Below are 20,379 nucleotides of genomic sequence, written 5' to 3' on the forward strand. Positions count from 1 at the left end.
AAGATTTACCTTAACAAAATGTAAGGAGGAATCCGTAAGAGTGTAAGGTTGGGTTTTTATAATGGAATCATCAAATAAATGGTACGAAAAAGTACCCGTACAAAAGGAAGGAGAAAAAGCCATGAGTGAAGCGATGCTTGCCTTATTGGGATTTGCAACGATCATTGTAGTGATTGCGTTGCTTTTAAGAAATGTAACGGTACCGGCACTTGCGTTTGTCAGTGTATCCACTGTAACAGGTGCGATCCTTGTAGCGACCGGAACATTTACGATCAAAGAAATGGGGGAATTTATTTCAGCCGGTGTGTCCGGAGTACATGGTACTGCGGCGTTGTTTATCTTCTCAGTACTCTTCTTTGGAATTATGACAGATGTAGGAATGTTCGATAAGATCATCAATGCATTGATGAAGAAGGTTGGAAGTAATGTAGTTGGCGTGGCAATGATGACCTGTATCATTGCGATGATCGGACATCTGGACGGAGGTGGAGCTTCCACATTCCTGATCACGATTCCGGCAATGCTCCCGGTGTACAAACGTCTGAATATGAGACCGACAACTCTGATGCTCATCTGCGTATCTGCAATGGGTGTTATGAACCTTCTGCCATGGGGCGGACCGACAATGCGTGCGGCTACTGTTCTCGGAATTGAACCGAATGCCCTGTGGAAACAGATCATTCCAATGCAGGTTGTAGGTATTTTCATTGCACTCGGAACTGCATTTATCTGGGGAAATATCGAAAAGAAGAGAGGCGCAGGCACTTCTTCAGCAGAAAAAATCGAGTATGGCGGAATTGAAGATGAAGCTGTAACAGATAGCGAAAAGAATGAACTTGCAAGACCGAAACTCTTTGTATTCAACGTGATCGTAACACTGGTAGTGATCGTAAACCTGGTTCTTGCAAAGGTACCGTCTTACTATATCTTTATGGTAGGATGTGCAGTGGCTCTTTTTGTAAACTATCCAGGTGCAAAATTGCAGGGTAAGATCATTAAATCTCATGCAGGCCCGGCACTTACCATGGCATCTACGATTCTTTGTGCAGGTGTATTCCTTGGGGTTATGCAGGAAACAGAGATCATGACGCACATGGCAAATGTACTTGCAAGTGTAGTTCCACAGTCTATGGGAAGATTTTTACCACTTATCGTAGGTCTGGTATCTGTACCACTTACACTGATGTTCGATACCGATTCCTTCTTCTTTGGAATGCTTCCGGTACTGATCGGAATCGGAAACGAATTCGGTGTGAATCCGGCACATATTGCTATTGCAATGGTTGTTTGCCGTAATTGTGCAACATTCATCAGCCCGGTTGTTCCGGCTACTTTCCTTGGAACCGGTCTTGCTGGAGTGGAGATCAAAGACCACATCAAGAACAGTTTCTTCTGGATCTGGGGCGTAAGTATTATCTGCCTGATCTCAGGAATCATCCTTGGCGTAATCAAATTCTAGTTAGATGAATAAAAAGATCCTGTATTTCATGTGATTTGTACATGGAGTATGGGATTTTTTTGAATATGTATATAAAATGGTCTGATGATTGAAATGCAACGAAAGTGCTCGAAAATGTTATGCAGGGTATAAAATTTCAGGAAAATGTGATAGAGTTATTTTACTTCGATTTAGTTCTAAAATCGAAAAAGTATCTAATTAACCATAATCAGAAGGTATCTCATTTTCGGTGCTCAATTTTCGAGTAAACTCCCGACAATGAACAAAGCAAAAGAAAATATAGAAGTATGGGAGTTTGCCTTTACAAAGGATGACAGTATGTTAAAATATTTATAGTAGAAAAGTCAGATTTTCCTTTCTATATTTTTACAATGCAGAAAGGGGAATCATATGACAGAAGAAAAGAAACAATTAACAGAAAATCAGGATAGCTTTATAATGCATCCAACGGTAGATTTCTGCTTCAAAGAATTAATGGAGAATGCAAAAGTAAGACAGGGATTGATTGCGGCAATTCTAAAGAAAGATCCAGAAGAAATTCAGAAAACAAAGTTGATGCCAACAATTTTAAGAAAAGAATATCCGGAAGATAAATACGGGATTCTGGATGTAAGAGTTCTCTTGAAAAATGGAGAGCAGATGGATTTGGAAATGCAAGTGGTGCCATTTGAATTCTGGTTTCAGAGGAGCTTTTATTATCTGTCAAAGATGGTAACGGATCAAATGAAAACAGGGGATACTTATGATAGAATTAAACCGTGCATTCATGTTGGAATTTTGGACTTTAATTTCTTTGAAAATGATATCAGATGTTATCATGCGGGAATGTTCTGTGATAAAGAGACTGGAGAAGTGCTGACGGACTTGCTGCAGATTCATATTCTGGAATTGAAAAAGTTGCCACCGGAAAGTCAGAATGAAACTGGGATCATCCAGTGGATGCGATTTATGAGCGGAAAGAACAGAAAGGATTTTGCAAAGATGGCAGAGCAAAATGAATATATTAAAGAAGCTTATGAATGTCTGGAGAAGATGAGTGCAGATGAAAGAAAAAGAAGAGAATACGAAGAAAGACAAAAAATTTTGTGGGATCATAATTCGTTTATGAAAAGTGCAAAAATAATTGGGATGCGAGAAGGTCGTGAAGAAGGACGTAAAGAAGGACGTAAAGAAGGACGTAAAGAAGGGCGTAAAGAAGGGCGTAAAGAAGGGTACAGGGAAGCATTAGTTTCAATTGTTATAAAAAAATTGCAAAAAGGGATGTCAGCAGAGGAAATTGCAGACTTTCTGGAAGAGGATGTCTTGACGATACAAAGAATCTATGATATTGCCAAAACCTATGCACCGGAATATGATATAGAAAAAATAGTACAAAAGTTGGAAAACACATCGGGAATGAAACAGAAGTAAGTAGGAAAAGAGTAAGCCAAATCAGATGGATGAGTGATTTGCCTTACTCTTTTTTTGTATGTAATTGGTTGGTGTTTAGTTATAAAGCAAAAATATCATAAGAGGATGACCTAGGCATATGCCTTAGTATGAGGAATGTTTTACTTCAAAATTTTCCGCAAAATACAAGTAATAATTCCCACCACGCAGAATGGAAAATATGCCGGGTAAAGAGAACCAAATACCAGGATGCCGCCCCGGATACCGGTAAGCAGTTCGACATCCGCAGGAATTGCATTTGCCGCAAGGCTGAACAGGTAGGAAAGAATATATACCAGAACAAAGTAGGTAAGCCCTCGTCCATTTCCGTGCCAGATACCACTTAATGTGAAAAAGAATGTTGACAGCATCCAGATCAGCATAACCCCTCCGACAGCCAGGTATGCAACCAGTGTAAGATCGGGATTGGAGCTTAGCGTCTTGACATCACCATAATCAGACATCTGGTTCCAGAACGAGAAAAAGGTAATCGCCAGGATGATGGCGGACATCAGTACCGGTGCCGGGCGAAGAATAAAATTAGTCAGCTTTTCGGCAGCAGTACTTCCGGTGCGGGCAATATTCCGAATTGGAGCAGCCAGTTCTTCGGAAGAGGAATCGGGACGTCTGCGGGAATTTCTCCGTTCTGCCCGTCTGGCGGGCCTTTGGCGGTCATAAAAATCCTCTTCTTCATAATCATCGTCATAATCAGGATCAAGCCTGTCTGTTTCATCGTAGTAGTCATCAGTTTCATAATCGTCAAGGTAGTCTGTGCCGTCATACCGGTCGTCATAATCATCCTGCCCCACAGGGATCGACGGGAGATCGCCTGTATAAGTTACTTCAAAGTTATCATCAAAATAGTCGTCTATATTTTTCTTATTATTCATAAAACAAATACACCCTCCTTGTGTATAAGTGTATGGTAACTGTTTTGACAGTCTGTGTCAAATAAATTATGAGATGATTGTGAAACCTGAAAATGGGTTAATGTAGCAAAGATGGCAAGAGAAAGAGTGGTAGGGGACACCATTCTATGGTAGAATAAATCTGTGTGAAAAAATAAATGAGGACAGAAAAAATAATATGGCGATCAATATAGCAACAAAAGCAATCTTGAAAATCCTGTCTTTTGGAGGGATTGATGTAGAAGTATCAAGGCAGCTTGCGGATCTGAAAAGACTGGATCCGATGAAAATATTTTATAAGAAAATGGATCTGCAGGTCTATAACGGGGACTACGAAGTTCCAATCCGGGTATTTTTCCCGGACGAGGAATCCTATTTGGAAAAGGATCAGATCAAGGGAAGAAAGATCATGCTTTTCCTTCATGGAGGAGGATGGTCGACTGAGCATGTGGAAAATTATGAGAGAGTATGTTCCCGGATGGCACAGGCGACAGGGCAGACTGTAGCAGCAGTAGAATACCGCCTGGCGCCGGAACACAAGTTCCCGACCGGGCTTATGGACTGCTATGCCGTGGCAAGAGCATTGTATACGCATCCAGATACAATGCCGGAGGATATTACTCTGATTGGAGACAGTGCAGGTGGCAATCTGGCGGCAGCATTGTCCATTATGGCACGGGACCGTGGCGAATTTATGCCAAAGAGACAGATTCTGATTTATCCGGCAGTCAATAATGATTATTCAGAGAAGAGTCTGTTCTCTTCCGTAAGGGAGAATGGGCAGGATTATCTTCTGACGGCAGGCAAATTAAAAGATTATATCAATCTTTATGCAGGTTCGGAAGAGGACAAGTTAAATCCATATTTTGCACCGATTCTGGAGAAAGATCTGTCAGGGCAGCCGGATACACTGATCCTGACGTCAGAATTTGATCCGCTCCGGGATGAGGGAGAAGCGTATGGAAGACGTCTTGCAGAGGCAGGTAACCGGGTGGAAGTACACCGGATCAAGGATGCACTTCACGGATATTTTGCACTGGGGATCCGGAGTCTGCATGTACAGGAAAGTTTTGAATATATCAATCATTTTCTGGAGGGGGAATAGAAAATGCCACAGGCAAATGTAAAGCACTGGAGAAGGTTGGACAATGCAGCGAAGCTTTTTCCGGCGGCGAGCAGTAAAAGGGATACCCGTGTATTCCGGTTTTACTGTGAATTGAAAGAGGATATACAGCAGGAGATCCTGCAGAAGGCGGTAGACAGGACACTGGAAAAATATCCGATTTTTCTGTCTGTGCTGCGAAAGGGATTGTTCTGGCATTATCTGGAACAGAGTAATAAAAGACCGGTTGTAAGAGAAGAGTATAAGGAGCCGTGTAGCAGCCTTTATATCCGTGATAAGAGAGATCTGCTTTTTGAAGTGACTTATTACAAAAAGAGAATCAATTTTGAGGTCTTTCATGTGCTGACAGACGGAACCGGTGCCAGTGAATTTGTACGGGAACTGGTGAAAAATTATCTGTATCTGGCACATCATGAGGATGGACTGGAGGATGTGGTTCTGTCAGAGTATTCGGAGAGCCTTTCCGATCAGGAAGCGGATGGATTTGAAAGATATTATTCCCGCCAGGCAGACCGCAAAAAGGAGAAAAAACCGGCAGCGCATCAGCTTCGCGGAAATCGGCGTGAGCTTGGAAGTCTGCAGACGACAGAGGCAGAAATTCCGGTCGAAGAACTGAAGCGTCAGGCAAAGACTTATGGTGTGTCGATGACGGTATTTCTGACTGCGGTATATCTGTGTGCGATTCACCGGACAATGACAAGACGGCAGGAAAGCAAGCCGGTTGTACTGATGGTTCCGGTTAATCTGCGTAATTTCTTTCCGACCAATACAATGCTCAATTTTTTCAACTGGATCGAACCTGGATATCATTTTCAAGGTGGAAAAGAAGAGTTCGCAGATGTTGTGCAAAAAGTAAATGCATGCTTTAAAGAAGAACTGACAGCGGAAAGGATGGAGAAGCGGATGAATGATTACTTCGCCCTGCAGGTACACCCAATCCTGAAATTTGCGCCGCTGGAACTTAAAAATGTCTGTATCAATATCGGGGCGAGGACGGCAGAAAGTGATGTGACCGCTATTTTTTCCAACATGGGAATCATCCGGATGCCGGAAAGCTATGAGCCGTATATCGGGTATTTTGGTGTATATACAAGTACGCCGAAAGTAGAGCTTTGTATGTGTTCCTTCCGGGATAAGATTTATCTGGGATTTACGTCCAGATATGACTGTGATGCAATCAAAGAAAATTTTTTCCAGATTCTGAGAGAACAGGAAGTGAAAACGGAGATCCTTAAGGTGGAATATCCGGAAAGCGTTATGACAGAAGCGAAGGGGATGCAGATATTCAAAATATTTACCTTTCTTTGTATGATCGCTATCGTAACGGCACTTGGCGTGGATTACAGCATTGATACGAATTTTCATCTGTCGCTGTTCGTGTGTGGCGGTGCCTTTAGTATGTGGCTGGCGCTTGCGGTGGGGTTCTTCAAGCGGTATAATCTGCTGAAGAATGCCATGTGGCAGCTGATCATTGTGACGGTCGGCTGTATCATCTGGGACTGGCTGACTAAGTGGCATGGCTGGTCGATCGATTTTGTACTTCCGGGAGTAAGTGGACTGATTATGGTTTCGATGCTGATCATATCGAGGGTGTATTATCGACAGGCAAAAGACTATCTGGTATATTTTGTGATGGCAGCACTTTATGGAATGATCTTACCGTTTTTCTTTCTGGTGACAGGAAAGGTAAAGATTGTATTTCCGTCTGTGATTTCGATTGGGATGGGAGTGCTGATGCTGATCGGACTGACCCTTTTTAAAGGGAAAGAAATGCGACAGGAGATAGAGAAGAACCTGCATGTATAAGAGAGAATGCCAGTGTAAGATAACTGGATAAGAGATTACAGGAACATAACATAAAAACAGTAACAATGCCCGGTTTTCAAACAGACTTTTTACATTCTGTTTGAAAACCGGGCATTAAAATGTAGTAAACAGATATCTTTTAATTAGCCGACAATACGGTATTTCTTTTCTACTTTATTCAGAATTTCATGTCCATCTTCTGTTACCAGAACGAGGTCTTCTACACGGACGCCGTACTTGCCTTCAATATAGATACCAGGCTCGATGGAGAAGATCATACCAGGTTCAGCCACATTTTTATTGATCGGGCTGACATCTCCGTATTCATGGTCTTCCTGTCCGATGAAGTGTCCAAGGCGGATCTTCCAGTATTCGCTGTAGCCTTTTTCGTCGATGTAGTCTCTTGCCTGTGCATCAATATCACAGAAACGTGCACCCGGTTTGATCGCAGCTTCTGCCTTTTCGACAGCAGTGCGGACAATATCATGAATGTCAGCCTGCTCATCATCTACGCTCTTGCAGTAGAAAGTTCTTGTCATATCTGAACAATATCCATGCCATACGCAGCCCATATCGATCAGGACGCATTCACCGGCTTTTAAGGTTCTTGTCTCACTTGGTGTATGATGCTGGTCAGCTGCATTCGCTCCGAAACATACGATGGTATCAAAGCTTACACCACTCGCACCTTCTTTGAGGTATTCTGCATCGATAAAATCAGCAATCTGCTTTTCAGTCATACCTTCTTTGATATAAGCAGCAGCTCGTTCCATAACCAGATCATTGATTTCGCTAGAATGCTTCATGATTTCAATTTCTTCGGCATTCTTTACCGCGCGGACACCATCTACACAGTCAGATCCCCATACGGTCTTCAGCTCAGGGCAGCGCTCCTGAAGCGGAATAAGAAAACGTGCCGGAAATACTTTATCGATACCGAGTACGCCTTTGGTGTCGATATGACTGGTCAGAACACCAATCTGATCGTCCATATCGCTGAACCATACTTCTTCAAAGCCTGTATTGGAAACATAATACAGATAGTTCAGGAAAATCGTATGCTTTCCGCTTGTACGAAGCAGCAGGGCATATAATCTTTCCCCAGGATTTACCGTGATGCCTGTTAAAAAGCGGATGCTGAGTGGATCAGATACAAGTAACTGATCGATTCCTTTTTTTCTCATTTTTTGCAATACGCGTTCCATTCTTTCGTTCATTGTTATATTTCTCCTCTCTTAAATACACTACACCAATCATAGCACATTACAGGCAAAATATGAAGAGAAAGCTGTCATCTATTTTTTTAAATATGTCTTATGCGTTGCTGGTCACAGGTACTGTGAACAGTAACTTTTATGAACAGTGCAGGATTTTCTTTGCATTTTCCACGCGTTCTCTCGAAGGTGGATTGATCCCTTCGAGGGGATAATCAAGTCCCAGCTCTTTCCATTTGTAGGCACCAAGTGTGTGGTAAGGCAGGATTTCCACTCTTTCTACATTATCAAGTGTCTGGATAAAATCATTTAACCGGTTTAAGTATTCATCATAGTCGCTGCGCTCCGGTACGAGCACATGGCGGATCCAGACAGGTTTTTTGGTATCGGAGAGAAAGCGGATCATATCCAGAATGTTTTTATTCGTTTTTCCGGTCAGCTCTTTGTGAGATTTTTCATCGATATGCTTGATATCAACAAGAAGAAGATCGGTATACTGCATCAGCTCCTGGAATTTGGAGAAAAATGGTTCTTCTCTGGTAAAAGGACCGCCTGCAGTATCAATCGTTGTGTGAATACCTTTTGCCTTTGCTTTTTTGAAAAGATCAAGCAGAAAATCAATCTGAAGGAGAGGTTCTCCGCCGCTTACAGTGATTCCACCACCATTTTTCCAGTAAGTGCGGTAACGCAGAGCCTGCGCAAGAAGCTCATCGGCACTGCGCCAGGTTGCGCCGTTTTTATCTGTCATATTCCAGGTGTCAGGGTTATGGCAGAACTGACATCTCAGTGGACATCCCTGAACAAATATAATAAAACGTACCCCGGGTCCGTCAACAGAACCAAAGCTTTCTGTAGAGTGAATAAGTCCTTTGATTTGAGTCATATGAAAATCTCCTTTTTCATTGTGTGATTGGAAAACTGCGGATCAGGCAGAGTCCTTTAAATGCCTTAGTATGCAGGAGAAGCTGCCGGCAGCATCTCTGTATGTGCCGAAAGTCATGCATTTTAAAATGCATGACTTCCAGCATAACGGTATGTTTGGCAAAAGAGTGTAAGTTCGGTAATTACATACGATCGTGGCAGGTTCTTGCGATTACATCGAGCTGCTGTTCGCGTGTAAGGTCGATGAACTTAACCGCATATCCTGATACACGGATCGTAAAGTTTGCGTATTCTTCTTTTTCCGGATGTTCCATAGCGTCAAGAAGTTTTTCTGTTCCGAATACGTTGACGTTCAGATGGTGAGCACCCTGTGAGAAGTATCCGTCCATAACATTTACCAGGTTGTTAATGCGCTCATCCGGAGTATGTCCGATTGCATCCGGGTTGATGGTCTGGGTGTTAGAGATTCCGTCAAGTGCCCATTCGTAAGGCAGCTTGGCAACGGAGTTCAGGGAAGCAAGAAGTCCGTTCTGTTCTGCACCGTAGCTTGGGTTTGCTCCAGGTGAAAGCGGTGCGCCTGCTTTTCTTCCGTCCGGAAGAGCACCGGTAGCTTTTCCATATACAACGTTTGAGGTAATGGTAAGGATAGAAGTTGTCGGTTCGGATTCACGGTAGGTGTGATGCTTTTTCAGTTTCTTCATAAATGTCTGAAGAAGCCATACTGCGATATCATCTGCGCGGTCATCATCATTTCCGTATTTCGGGAAATCACCGGTTGTCTCGAAGTCTACAACGAGTCCGTTTTCGTCACGGATTGTTTTCACTTTTGCATATTTGATCGCACTTAAGGAGTCAACTACATGAGAGAATCCTGCGATACCTGTTGCAAATGTACGACGTACATCGGTATCGATCAGTGCCATCTGAGATGCTTCATAGTAGTATTTGTCATGCATGTACTGGATCAGGTTCAGTACGTTTACATACAGTCCTGCGAGCCAGTCCATCATCTTGTCGTATTTAGCCATTACTTCATCATAATCAAGGTATTCAGAAGTGATCGGTGTGTAAGCCGGTCCTACCTGATCTTTTGACTTGCAGTCGATACCACCGTTGATCGCGTAAAGAAGGCATTTTGCAAGGTTTGCTCTTGCTCCGAAGAACTGCATTTCTTTACCTGTCTGTGTTGCAGATACGCAGCAGCAGATAGAATAGTCATCGCCCCATACCGGACGCATTGCATCATCATTTTCGTACTGGATAGAACTTGTTTCAATAGAAATATGTGAAGCATAGTCCTTGAAGTTCTTCGGAAGACGTTCTGTGTAAAGTACAGTCAGGTTCGGTTCCGGAGAAGGTCCCATGTTTTCCAGGGTGTGCAGGAAACGGTAGTCGGTCTTTGTTACCATAGAACGTCCGTCCTGTCCCATTCCGCCGACTTCCAGTGTAGCCCAGACCGGGTCGCCGGAGAAGAGCTGGTTATAGGATGGGATACGTGCGAACTTAACCATACGGAATTTCATTGTCATATGGTCAACTAATTCCTGAGCTTCTTCTTCTGTAAGGATGCCTGCTTCCATATCTCTCTTGATGTAGATATCAAGGAAGGTAGATACACGTCCGACACTCATGGCAGCTCCGTTCTGAGTCTTGATTGCTGCAAGGTATCCGAAGTACAGCCACTGGAATGCTTCTTTTGCATTTTTGGCTGGCTCGGAAATGTCGAATCCGTAGACAGCAGCCATTTCTTTCATACCCTTGAGGGCACGGATCTGCTCTGCGAGTTCTTCTCTCTGACGGATTACATTATCACGCATGGATCCGTATCCGCAGTTTGCGAGATCGTCCTGTTTCATAGCGATCAGAAGATCGATGCCGTAAAGAGCAACACGGCGGTAATCACCGACGATACGTCCACGTCCGTAAGTATCCGGAAGACCTGTAAGAATCTTGGCATGGCGTGCTTTCTTCATTTCCGGTGTGTAGGCATCAAATACTGCCTGGTTATGTGTTTTATGATAATCCGTGAAAATTTTGTGGAATTTCGGATTTGGTTCGTATCCGTAAGTTTTGCATGCTTCTTCTGCCATTTTGATTCCACCGAATGGCATGAATGCACGTTTCAGAGGTTTGTCAGTCTGAAGCCCCACAACCTGTTCTTTATCTTTCAGTTCTTCGCAGATATATCCTGGACCGTAAGCGGTAAGAGAAGATACAACTTCTGTTTCCATATCCAGAACGCCGCCTTTTGCACGTTCTTCTTTCTGGAGTTCCTGAAGCTTGCCCCAGAGCTGGTTTGTTGCTTCGGTCGGGTCTGCAAGGAATGAAGAATCTCCCTCGTAAGGTGTGTAGTTGTTCTGGATGAAATCACGAACGTTGATTTCTTCTTTCCAGAGTCTTCCTTCAAATCCCTGCCATTGTTCTTTCTGCATCATTTGGTTATTCCTCCTTCTTGTGGGTGAGCCATAGTAACTATGACCCGGTTATTATACACTGTGTTGCTGCGGTTTATGCCCGGAAAGTTCTGGCAAATTCCGGACATATGAAAAGGTTCAGCCAGAAGAACCGATGGATGTTTACGCTTTTATATAGCCCTGATTTATGAAAAATCTTATAAAAATGCGTAAAAAAAGCCGGCATCTGAGCTGAATCGCCCAGACGGTCGGCTAAATAATCAAATCCTCATATTCCCTTGTGGTTCATTCCACTTCCGTCAGTCATATGAGCAACTTTAATCTAACAAATTGTTATGCAAATGTCAATGACAAAATTGTTTTTTTGAAAAAACATAATGATCGCAGGATTATTTTACAAGTGCTTCCGCATAATCCAGTGCATCGACAATGTTTTCATGGAAATTTTCTTTCCCGATCAGCTCGAAGAAACCATCTTTTTTCATGACCTTCATCGGCTGTTCATTGACATGAGAGAAGATCAGATGGATATTCTTTTTTTGGGCACGTTCAGCGAGTTCGTGGAGGCATTTCATTGCACTGGCATCGATAGCCGGTACGCTTCGCATACGGATGACGACAGCTTTGGTGCGATGATCGCTGTTGATGCCGAGAAGCTGATCGGCTGCGGCAAAGAACATCGGTCCGCAGATTTCGAATACGCTGATAGAATGTGGGATCTCACGTAATTTTTCCGCTTCTCCGGGAGTAATATCCGGTGAATCGGTATATTTCCAGGCTTTGATATCGGCTGTTTCTGCCATACGTTTCATGAAAAGAAGGGCAGCAAGAACGACACCGATCTCGATTGCCACAACCAGATCAAAAAATACCGTCAGGAAAAAGGTTATAACAAGGACGATGATATCGCTTTTAGGAGCACTTTTACACAGGCGGAAGAAAGAACTCCAGTCGGCCATGTTTGCAGCAACCACAAGAAGCACTGCGGCAAGTGTGGTCATTGGGATCAAGGCAGCAAGTGGCATCAGCACCAGAAGAATGATCGTAAGAGTGATGCAGTGTGTGATACCGGCAATCGGAGTACGTCCACCATTACGCACATTGGCAGCGGTTCTTGCGATAGCTCCGGTTGCAGGGATTCCGCCGAACAGACCGGAGAAAATATTTCCAAGCCCCTGTCCGATAAGCTCTGCGTTGGATTTATGGGTATCACCGATCATACCATCAGCTACAACAGCCGAGAGGAGAGACTCAATTGCGGCAAGGACTGCGATGGTAAATGCCGGTGAGATCATCTGCTGTACCAGCTCAATGGTGATCGAAGGAACATGGAAAGCAGGAAATGCAGAATTCAGTTGTCCATATACGCTGCCGATGGTATTGACCGGAAGTTTTGCAAAGTATGCAATAGCAGTTGTAACGACGATTGCTACTAAAGATCCCGGGATCTTGTCGGTTATCTTTGTCCAGAGAAGCATGATTGCAACGGCAGCAAGTCCGATGAGTGTTGCAGTCAGATTGATGCTGTGGATGTTTTTTACATAGGCAATTATTTTTTCCAGGAATTCAGATGGGACAGATTCCATTTCCATTCCGAAGAAGTCTTTTAGCTGACCTACGAAAAGTGTGACTGCGATTCCGCAGGTAAATCCGGTCGTAATTGTGTAAGGAATGTACTTGATCAGAGAACCGAAGCGGCAGATTCCCATGATCACAAGAATGATACCTGCGAGGATGGTTGCGACGATCAGACCGTCGGTTCCGTAGTTTGCGACAATTCCGTAAATAATGACAACGAAGGCAGCAGTCGGACCTCCGATCTGTACACGGCTTCCTCCGAAGAAAGAGATAAAGAAGCCGGCAATGATCGCGGTGTAAAGTCCCTGTTCCGGTCCTACACCGGAAGCAATGGCAAGTGCAATGGAAAGTGGAAGGGCGATGATGGCAACAATGATACCGGAAATGATATCCTTGATCAGCTGCTCTTTGGAATAGCCCTTCATGATGTCAAAAAGCTTTGGTTTTAATTCGTGCATGTGAAAAAAATCCTTTCAATAAAATTATTATAAAAAATATAAAATAAATATAAACACCAAGAAAAATCTTAACATCTAGTAAGAAACCTTTCAACCGAATCGTATCATGTATCTGTAATAGAACATGAAAAAATGTTAAAAAAATATCAAACATCTATTGAATTCTGTTTTTTGGAGGATTATAATAAAAACATCAGGTGATTTACAAAATAAAGGAGGATTTTTATCATGGCAAGAAAAGTTGTTTTAGCAGGTGCATGTCGTACAGCGATCGGTGTAATGGGTGGACAGTTCGCAAACACATCAGCTGTAGAACTTGGAACGATTGTAATCAAAGAAGCTTTGAAGAGAGCAGGTGTTGCTCCGGATCAGGTTGATGAAGTGTATATGGGTAATGTTATCCAGGCAGGCAACGGACAGAATCCGGCACGTCAGGCAGCTGTATATGCAGGAATCCCGAATGAAGTACCGGCTACAACAATCAATGTACTTTGCGGTTCAGGACTTCACTGTGTCAACCTTGCAGCAAAACTGATCGCAGCAGGAGATGCTGATATTATTGTTGCAGGTGGTATGGAGAATATGACAATGGCTCCTTATATGCTGAGAAACGGACGTTACGGATATCGTATGGGTAATGCGACAATTGAAGATGCTATGATCAAGGACGGTCTGACCGATGCATTCAACAATTATCACATGGGAATCACAGCAGAGAATATCTGTGAACAGTGGGGACTTACAAGAGAAGAACTGGATGAATTTGCAGCATGGTCTCAGAACAAATGTGAAAAAGCAATGGCAGAAGGTAAATTCAAAGACGAGATCGTTCCGGTTGAAGTGAAGAAGAAAAAAGAAACGATTCTTGTAGATACAGATGAAGGCCCTCGTAAAGGAATCACAAAAGAAGGTCTTGCAAAGCTTCGTCCAGCATTTAAGAAAGACGGTATGGTTACAGCAGGTAACGCATCCGGAATCAATGACGGTGCAGCAGCACTGATCGTAATGAGTGAAGAAAAAGCAAAAGAGCTTGGTGTAACACCTATGGCAACATGGATCGGCGGAGAACTCGCAGGATGTGATCCGGCAATCATGGGAATCGGACCGGTATATTCTACACGTAAAGTTATGAAGAAACTGGGAATGGAGATCGGAGATTTCGATCTGATCGAAGCAAATGAAGCATTCGCAGCACAGTCTGTAGCAGTTGGAAAGGATCTTGGATTTGATCTTAGCAAACTGAATGTGAACGGTGGAGCCATCGCTCTTGGACATCCGGTTGGCTGCTCTGGCGCGAGAATCCTTGTAAGTCTGTTATACGAGATGCAGAAAGAAGATGTACATACAGGACTTGCAACACTTTGCGTTGGTGGCGGAATGGGTTGTTCAGCTGTAGTTAAAAGAGATTAGGGTAGAAAAAAGAGTGGATACCTTTTTTGGGGTATCCGCTCTTTTTTTTGAATGATTTAGGTTGTGTTGACAAATTCGGCAAAAGATAATGCGTCTATTCTAGTTGTGCAAACCATTCCGATGAACCTCCTAAAGCGAAAATCGTGTTCAGCAGAGGCTTCCACGATTTTTGAGTTTCATCTCCATTGCACAAAAGACGAATAGACGCATTATCTTTTGCCGAATTTGTCCCTCGAAGTTATTGACATTATTAAATAAAAGCGTAGTAACTAAAAAAGTCTGGCGAGGTGTGCCAGACTTTTTTCTACGATGAGATATATGTGGTTTGTATGTTTTAGGGCTTTGGATAATTCTTTTAATATTCCAGAGCTTTTTCTTCGCCGTTTAATACGCGGATTGCGCCCTGTGCGAGGGCGAGGAGTTCGTCTTCGCCTGGGTAGACGGTGATCGGAGCGATGAATCCGACTTTTTCTTTGATCTCGGATGTTACGTAATCGCTGTATGCGATACCGCCTGTGAGAAGGATCTGGTCTACTTTACCGTTTAGGACAGCGGCCATTGCGCCGACTTCTTTTGCAACCTGGTAGGTAAATGCGTGGAATACACCGGCTGCTTCTTCGTCACCCTTTTCGAAGGCACGTTCTGCAACATCACGCATGTTGTTGGTTCCGAGATATCCGTTGAGACCGCCCTTTCCATTGATCTTTTTATATACTTCAGCCTGTGTGTACTGACCGGAAAAACACATTTTTACGAGCGCGCCTGCCGGTACACCGCCGGAACGTTCTGGTGAGAAAGGTCCGTCTCCGTCGAGAGTATTGTTAACGTCGACAACTTTACCATTTTTATGAGCACCGACGGATACACCGCCGCCCATATGTACAACGACCAGGTTCAGGGAATCATAAGATACACCCTGTTCTTTAGCGTAGCGTTTGGCAACTGCTTTCTGGTTCAGTGCGTGGAAGATACTGATACGCGGAAGTTCCGGGATTCCGGAATATCTTGCAACAGGTTCCATCTCATCGACAACAACCGGGTCAACAATGTAAGAAGGAACTCCGATCTCATCACCGATTTCGCGGGCAAGGATGCCACCGAGGTTCGATGCATGCTGTCCCTGCACACCTGCTTTTAAGTCAGCAAGAAGTGCGTCAGATACCGGATAGGTTCCACCTGGGATCGGTTTTAAAAGTCCGCCTCGTCCGACAACAACATTCAGGGATTTGATGTCGAAGCTGTTTTTTGCGAGAATATCTACGATCAGTTCTTTACGGAAATCTTTCTGGTCAACGATGGTTGCATATTTGGCAATCTCTTCGGTGGAATGACGGAGTGTTTCTTCGAATAACAAAGTTTCGTCTTCGTACACACCAATCTTGGTAGAAGTAGATCCCGGGTTGATTACTAAAATTTTATAGCTCATGAAAAGATCCTCCTTAGTCTGTGATCGATCCTGCGATTACGGTTGCAAGAGCGATAGAATTCAGTTTTGTCTGGAAATCATCAGAACGTGATGTAAGTACAACCGGAGCGCTTGTTCCGACAAGTACGTTACCGATCTTGACCTTTGCAGTGCGGACAAGAATCTTATATGTGATATTTCCTGCATCGATATTCGGGAAGAGGAGAATATCAGCATGTCCGGCCACTGGATTTGTCACACCTTTGTGAACAGCTGCCTCAGGATCGATCGCAAGGTCCATGGAAAGTGGTCCGTAGATCTGGCATCCTTTGAAATCACCACCCTCGTACATCTTGGTGAGATTATCAGCATCGACTGTCGGCTGCATCTTTGGATTCACTGTCTCAACTGCACACAGAGGAGCAACCTTCGGGCACTCGATGCCACATGCATGAGCGACTTCTACTGCATTGTTGATGATATTGACTTTATCTGCAAGGGTTGGATATGTATTGAAAGCTACGTCTGTGAAGAACAGAAGACGGTCAATGCCTTCAATCTCAAATACACATACATGGGAAAGCATCTTTCCGGTACGAAGTCCGACTTCTTTATTCAATACGCTCTTTAAGAATGTCTTTGTTTCAAGCAGTCCTTTTAAAAGAATATCAGCTTCACCATTATGTACAAGCTCAACAGCCTTTAATGCAGCTGCTTCGGTATCCGGCTCATTGATGATCTCGAAATCTGTCAGATCCATGTCGATAGAAGCGGCGATCTCGCGGATCTTGGCTTCATCACCGACAAGGATGGCTGTTGCGATGTTCTGCTCTTTTGCAGCTTTGACAGCCTGCAGTACCGGCTCATCCTGTGCGTTGGAAACAGAGACTTTCTTTAAGGTTTTTTGATTTGCTTTTGAGATTAATTCTTCAAAACTTTTGCTCATTTTCACACCTTCTCATTCAAAATTTAATAATAGTATTCTGGTTGAATATTTTTTAACAATCTTAAGTGTAGCACCATATCTGGGAAAGGTCAATATAAAAGTGGTATGTAGGAAATGACGAATAATGTAGATACATTGTAAAAAGTGTTGGTGAAAATGTTAAAAGAAAATTAAATGATAAAAAATGATTGATAAATATTTGACAGAACGGGAAATGGGTAGTATATTAAAAAAAGAGGACAAAAAAGTCCCTTGCGAAAATCTTAAAAACGGAAAGTAAAACAGTACATATTTAAATAAGAAGTGATACTTACCATTAAGATGTAAAAGGAGGAAAAAGTGATGGCAAAGAAAATCGTGTTAGCAGGTGCGTGTCGTACAGCAATCGGAAGCATGGGAGGAGCTCTTTCAACAACTCCGGCTCCGGAATTAGGATCTATTGTTATTAAAGAAGCATTAAAAAGAGCAGGTGTTGCTCCGGAACAGGTAGATCATGTATACATGGGTTGTGTAATCCAGGCAGGTCTTGGTCAGAATGTTGCACGTCAGGCTTCCCTGAAAGCAGGACTTCCGGTTGAGACTCCGGCAGTTACAGTCAATGTAGTTTGCGGATCCGGTCTTAACTGTGTGAACATGGCAGCACAGATGATCCAGGCAGGAGATGCTGATATTGTAGTTGCAGGTGGTATGGAAAATATGTCTATGGCTCCATATGCACTGAAAAATGCACGTTATGGATACAGAATGGGAAATGCACCGATGGTTGATACCATGGTAAATGACGCACTGTGGGATGCATTTAATGACTATCACATGGGAATTACTGCTGAGAATGTAGCAGAGCAGTGGGGACTTACAAGAGAACAGCTCGATGAATTTGCAGCAACAAGCCAGCAGAAGGCATGCGCAGCAATTGAAGCAGGAAAATTCAAAGATGAGATCGTTCCTGTAGAAGTGAAGAAGAAAAAAGAAACCATCGTAGTTGATACAGATGAAGGACCGCGTCCGGGAACAACAGCAGAAGGAATCGCAAGACTTCGTCCGGCATTCAAAAAAGATGGTATCGTAACAGCAGCAAATGCTTCAAGTATCAATGACGGAGCAGCAGCAATCGTTGTTATGAGTGAAGAAAAAGCAAAAGAACTTGGTGTTACACCAATGGCAACATGGGTAGCCGGAGCACTCGGCGGAGTAGATCCTTCTATCATGGGTGTCGGACCGGTAGCAGCTACAAATAAAGTAATGGCTAAGACAGGACTTTCTGTAGACGACATGGATCTGATCGAAGCAAACGAAGCTTTCGCAGCACAGTCACTTGCAGTAGCACATGATCTGAAATTCGACATGGATAAAGTAAATGTAAACGGTGGAGCGATTGCTCTCGGACATCCGGTAGGAGCTTCAGGATGCCGTATCCTTGTTACACTTCTTCATGAGATGCAGAAACGTGATGCAAAGAAAGGTCTTGCAACACTTTGTATCGGTGGCGGAATGGGATGTGCTACAATCGTAGAACGTGATTAATAAACCAGATCAAAAGGAGATGTTGATGATGGAATTTATTACATATGAAGTAGAAGGACAGGTTGGAATTATTACGATCAATCGTCCAAAGGCTCTGAACGCACTGAACAGTGCAGTTCTTGATGAACTTGATGCAACAATCAATGGTGTTGATCTTGACGCAGTCAGATGCCTGATCCTTACAGGAGCAGGAGAAAAATCTTTTGTAGCCGGTGCAGATATCGCTGAGATGAGTACTCTTACAAAAGAAGAGGGAGAAGCTTTTGGTAAGAAAGGAAATGATATTTTCCGTAAGATCGAAACACTTCCGATCCCGGTAATCGCAGCAGTTAATGGATTCGCTCTTGGCGGCGGATGTGAAATCTCCATGAGCTGTGATATCCGTATCTGTTCAGACAATGCAGTATTCGGACAGCCGGAGGTTGGTCTTGGAATCACACCTGGATTTGGCGGAACCCAGAGACTTGCAAGACTTGTAGGACCTGGCATGGCAAAACAGATGATTTACACTGCAAGAAATATCAAAGCGGATGAGGCTTTCAGAATCGGTCTTGTAAATGCGGTTTATCCACAGGAAGAACTGATGACGGCAGCTAAGAAGATGGCAGCGGGAATCGCGAAGAATGCTCCGATTGCAGTAAGACACTGCAAACAGGCAATCAATGAAGGTCTTGAGAAGGGAATGGATGAAGCAATCGTAGTAGAAGAAAAACTCTTTGGCGGATGCTTTGAATCTTATGACCAGAAAGAAGGAATGGCAGCATTCCTTGAGAAAAGAAAAGTAGAAGCTTTCCTTAATAAATAAGTACAAATTAATATAGGGGAGAAATCACACTCCCCTGAACATTTCTTATATAAAATGGAGGTAATTTCAATGAAAGTAGGAATTATTGGCGCAGGAACAATGGGACAGGGCATTGCAAAAGCATTTGCTCAGGTAGATGGATATGAAGTAGCTCTTTGCGACATCAAACAGGAATGGGCAGAAGGCGGAAAAGCTAAAATTGCCAAAGGCTATGACAGACTTGTTCAGAAAGGAAAATTAACTCAGGAAGCAGTTGATGCAATCCTTGCTAAAATCACTCCGGGACTCAAAGAAGATCTCTGCGCAGATTGTGATCTGATCGTAGAAGCAGCATTTGAGAACATGGAAGTTAAGAAAACTACATTCGGTGAACTTGATAAGATCGCAAAACCTGAATGCATTTTCGCATCAAATACCTCCAGCCTTTCTATCACAGAAATCGGCAACGGACTTACCCGTCCAATGATCGGTATGCATTTCTTCAACCCGGCAGACCGTATGAAATTAGTAGAAGTGATCGCAGGCGTAAATACACCGGCTGAAACTGTAGATGCAATAAAGAAGATCGCAGAAGAAATCGGAAAGACACCTGTACAGGTTAATGAAGCAGCAGGTTTTGTTGTAAACCGTATCCTTGTTCCGATGATCAACGAAGCAGCTTTCATCAAAATGGAAGGTGTATCTGACATCGCAGGAATCGATGCAGCTATGAAGCTTGGAGCAAACCATCCAATGGGACCTTTAGAGCTTGGTGATTTTATCGGACTTGATATCTGCCTTGCTATCATGGATGTTCTTTACGCAGAAACAGGCGACAGCAAATATCGTGCGTGCCCGCTGCTTCGTAAGATGGTCCGTGGCGGAAACCTTGGTGTTAAGAGCGGAAAAGGATTCTATGTATACAATGCAGACCGCACAAAAACTCCGGTTGATGCACAGTAATATGATGTAAGTGTCAAAAGTATAAATTGCGTTTGTGCTTGCACGAATAAGCAATCCGATTACATCAGTGAGTGGCA

Annotated in this window: 15 protein-coding genes and 1 riboswitch; of the genes, 8 read left to right on the top strand and 7 right to left on the bottom strand. The window is 43.4% G+C overall.

Going from position 1 to position 20,379, the window contains the following annotated elements; all coding sequences use genetic code 11:
* Positions 1 to 121 precede the first annotated feature (121 nt).
* Both ACYQ5K_RS02570 and ACYQ5K_RS02575 read left to right on the top strand, forming a co-directional pair.
* Positions 122 to 1,459 (top strand): CitMHS family transporter, encoded by a 1,338-nt coding sequence (locus ACYQ5K_RS02570; protein ID WP_178025662.1) that lies wholly within the window; start codon positions 122 to 124, stop codon positions 1,457 to 1,459.
* A 390-nt stretch (positions 1,460 to 1,849) separates the two neighbouring features.
* A complete protein-coding gene (locus tag ACYQ5K_RS02575) occupies positions 1,850 to 2,869 on the top strand; it encodes an Rpn family recombination-promoting nuclease/putative transposase (RefSeq protein WP_178025663.1) in 1,020 nt (339 codons plus the stop codon).
* 140 nt (positions 2,870 to 3,009) lie between these two features.
* On the opposite strand, the gene ACYQ5K_RS02580 is transcribed toward ACYQ5K_RS02575, so the two are convergent.
* Positions 3,010 to 3,777: a hypothetical protein gene (locus ACYQ5K_RS02580; RefSeq protein WP_178025664.1), complete on the bottom strand. Its 768-nt coding sequence runs from the start codon at positions 3,775 to 3,777 to the stop codon at positions 3,010 to 3,012.
* A 196-nt stretch (positions 3,778 to 3,973) separates the two neighbouring features.
* On the opposite strand from ACYQ5K_RS02580, the gene ACYQ5K_RS02585 reads away from it, so the two are divergent.
* Both ACYQ5K_RS02585 and ACYQ5K_RS02590 read left to right on the top strand, forming a co-directional pair.
* The gene (locus tag ACYQ5K_RS02585; RefSeq protein WP_178025665.1) at positions 3,974 to 4,900 is read left to right on the top strand and encodes an alpha/beta hydrolase; all 927 of its coding nucleotides are present in this window, start codon (positions 3,974 to 3,976) and stop codon (positions 4,898 to 4,900) included.
* Positions 4,901 to 4,903: 3 nt separating this feature from the next.
* Entirely contained in the window at positions 4,904 to 6,724 is a 1,821-nt protein-coding gene (locus ACYQ5K_RS02590) for a DUF6320 domain-containing protein (protein WP_178025666.1), read from the top strand.
* Between the two features lie 143 nt (positions 6,725 to 6,867).
* On the opposite strand, the gene ACYQ5K_RS02595 is transcribed toward ACYQ5K_RS02590, so the two are convergent.
* From ACYQ5K_RS02595 to ACYQ5K_RS02610, 4 genes are all read right to left on the bottom strand, one after another.
* Positions 6,868 to 7,941 carry a M24 family metallopeptidase gene (locus ACYQ5K_RS02595; protein ID WP_178025667.1) on the bottom strand — a complete coding sequence of 358 codons (1,074 nt, stop codon included), beginning with the start codon at positions 7,939 to 7,941 and terminating at the stop codon, positions 6,868 to 6,870.
* Between the two features lie 136 nt (positions 7,942 to 8,077).
* Complete coding sequence (gene pflA, locus ACYQ5K_RS02600) at positions 8,078 to 8,821, bottom strand: pyruvate formate-lyase-activating protein (RefSeq protein WP_178025668.1); 744 nt, start codon at positions 8,819 to 8,821, stop codon at positions 8,078 to 8,080.
* Between the two features lie 181 nt (positions 8,822 to 9,002).
* Positions 9,003 to 11,255 (bottom strand): formate C-acetyltransferase, encoded by a 2,253-nt coding sequence (pflB, locus tag ACYQ5K_RS02605; RefSeq protein ID WP_195230565.1) that lies wholly within the window; start codon positions 11,253 to 11,255, stop codon positions 9,003 to 9,005.
* A 210-nt stretch (positions 11,256 to 11,465) separates the two neighbouring features.
* Positions 11,466 to 11,551: riboswitch (ZMP/ZTP riboswitch) on the bottom strand.
* Positions 11,552 to 11,623: 72 nt separating this feature from the next.
* Positions 11,624 to 13,270, bottom strand: coding sequence for a SulP family inorganic anion transporter (locus ACYQ5K_RS02610; RefSeq protein ID WP_178025547.1), 1,647 nt, complete (start codon positions 13,268 to 13,270; stop codon positions 11,624 to 11,626).
* A gap of 228 nt (positions 13,271 to 13,498) precedes the next feature.
* On the opposite strand from ACYQ5K_RS02610, the gene ACYQ5K_RS02615 reads away from it, so the two are divergent.
* Entirely contained in the window at positions 13,499 to 14,680 is a 1,182-nt protein-coding gene (locus ACYQ5K_RS02615) for an acetyl-CoA C-acetyltransferase (RefSeq protein ID WP_173689593.1), read from the top strand.
* Positions 14,681 to 15,035: 355 nt separating this feature from the next.
* Here ACYQ5K_RS02615 and buk read toward each other — a convergent pair whose 3' ends face one another.
* Together buk and ptb are read right to left on the bottom strand one after the other, a co-directional pair.
* On the bottom strand, positions 15,036 to 16,106 hold the full coding sequence (gene buk, locus ACYQ5K_RS02620; protein WP_173688509.1) for a butyrate kinase: 1,071 nt from the start codon (positions 16,104 to 16,106) through the stop codon (positions 15,036 to 15,038).
* Between the two features lie 13 nt (positions 16,107 to 16,119).
* Positions 16,120 to 17,031, bottom strand: coding sequence for a phosphate butyryltransferase (gene ptb, locus ACYQ5K_RS02625; protein ID WP_178025546.1), 912 nt, complete (start codon positions 17,029 to 17,031; stop codon positions 16,120 to 16,122).
* Positions 17,032 to 17,373: 342 nt separating this feature from the next.
* On the opposite strand from ptb, the gene ACYQ5K_RS02630 reads away from it, so the two are divergent.
* The 3 genes from ACYQ5K_RS02630 to ACYQ5K_RS02640 all read left to right on the top strand — a co-directional run bounded on the left by ACYQ5K_RS02630 (position 17,374) and on the right by ACYQ5K_RS02640 (position 20,302).
* On the top strand, positions 17,374 to 18,555 hold the full coding sequence (locus ACYQ5K_RS02630; RefSeq protein WP_178025545.1) for an acetyl-CoA C-acetyltransferase: 1,182 nt from the start codon (positions 17,374 to 17,376) through the stop codon (positions 18,553 to 18,555).
* Between the two features lie 28 nt (positions 18,556 to 18,583).
* The gene (locus ACYQ5K_RS02635; RefSeq protein WP_178025548.1) at positions 18,584 to 19,360 is read left to right on the top strand and encodes an enoyl-CoA hydratase-related protein; all 777 of its coding nucleotides are present in this window, start codon (positions 18,584 to 18,586) and stop codon (positions 19,358 to 19,360) included.
* Positions 19,361 to 19,429: 69 nt separating this feature from the next.
* On the top strand, positions 19,430 to 20,302 hold the full coding sequence (locus tag ACYQ5K_RS02640; RefSeq protein WP_055246466.1) for a 3-hydroxyacyl-CoA dehydrogenase family protein: 873 nt from the start codon (positions 19,430 to 19,432) through the stop codon (positions 20,300 to 20,302).
* The last annotated feature ends 77 nt before the right edge of the window (positions 20,303 to 20,379 follow it).

This window comes from Allocoprococcus similis, from assembly GCF_054660775.1.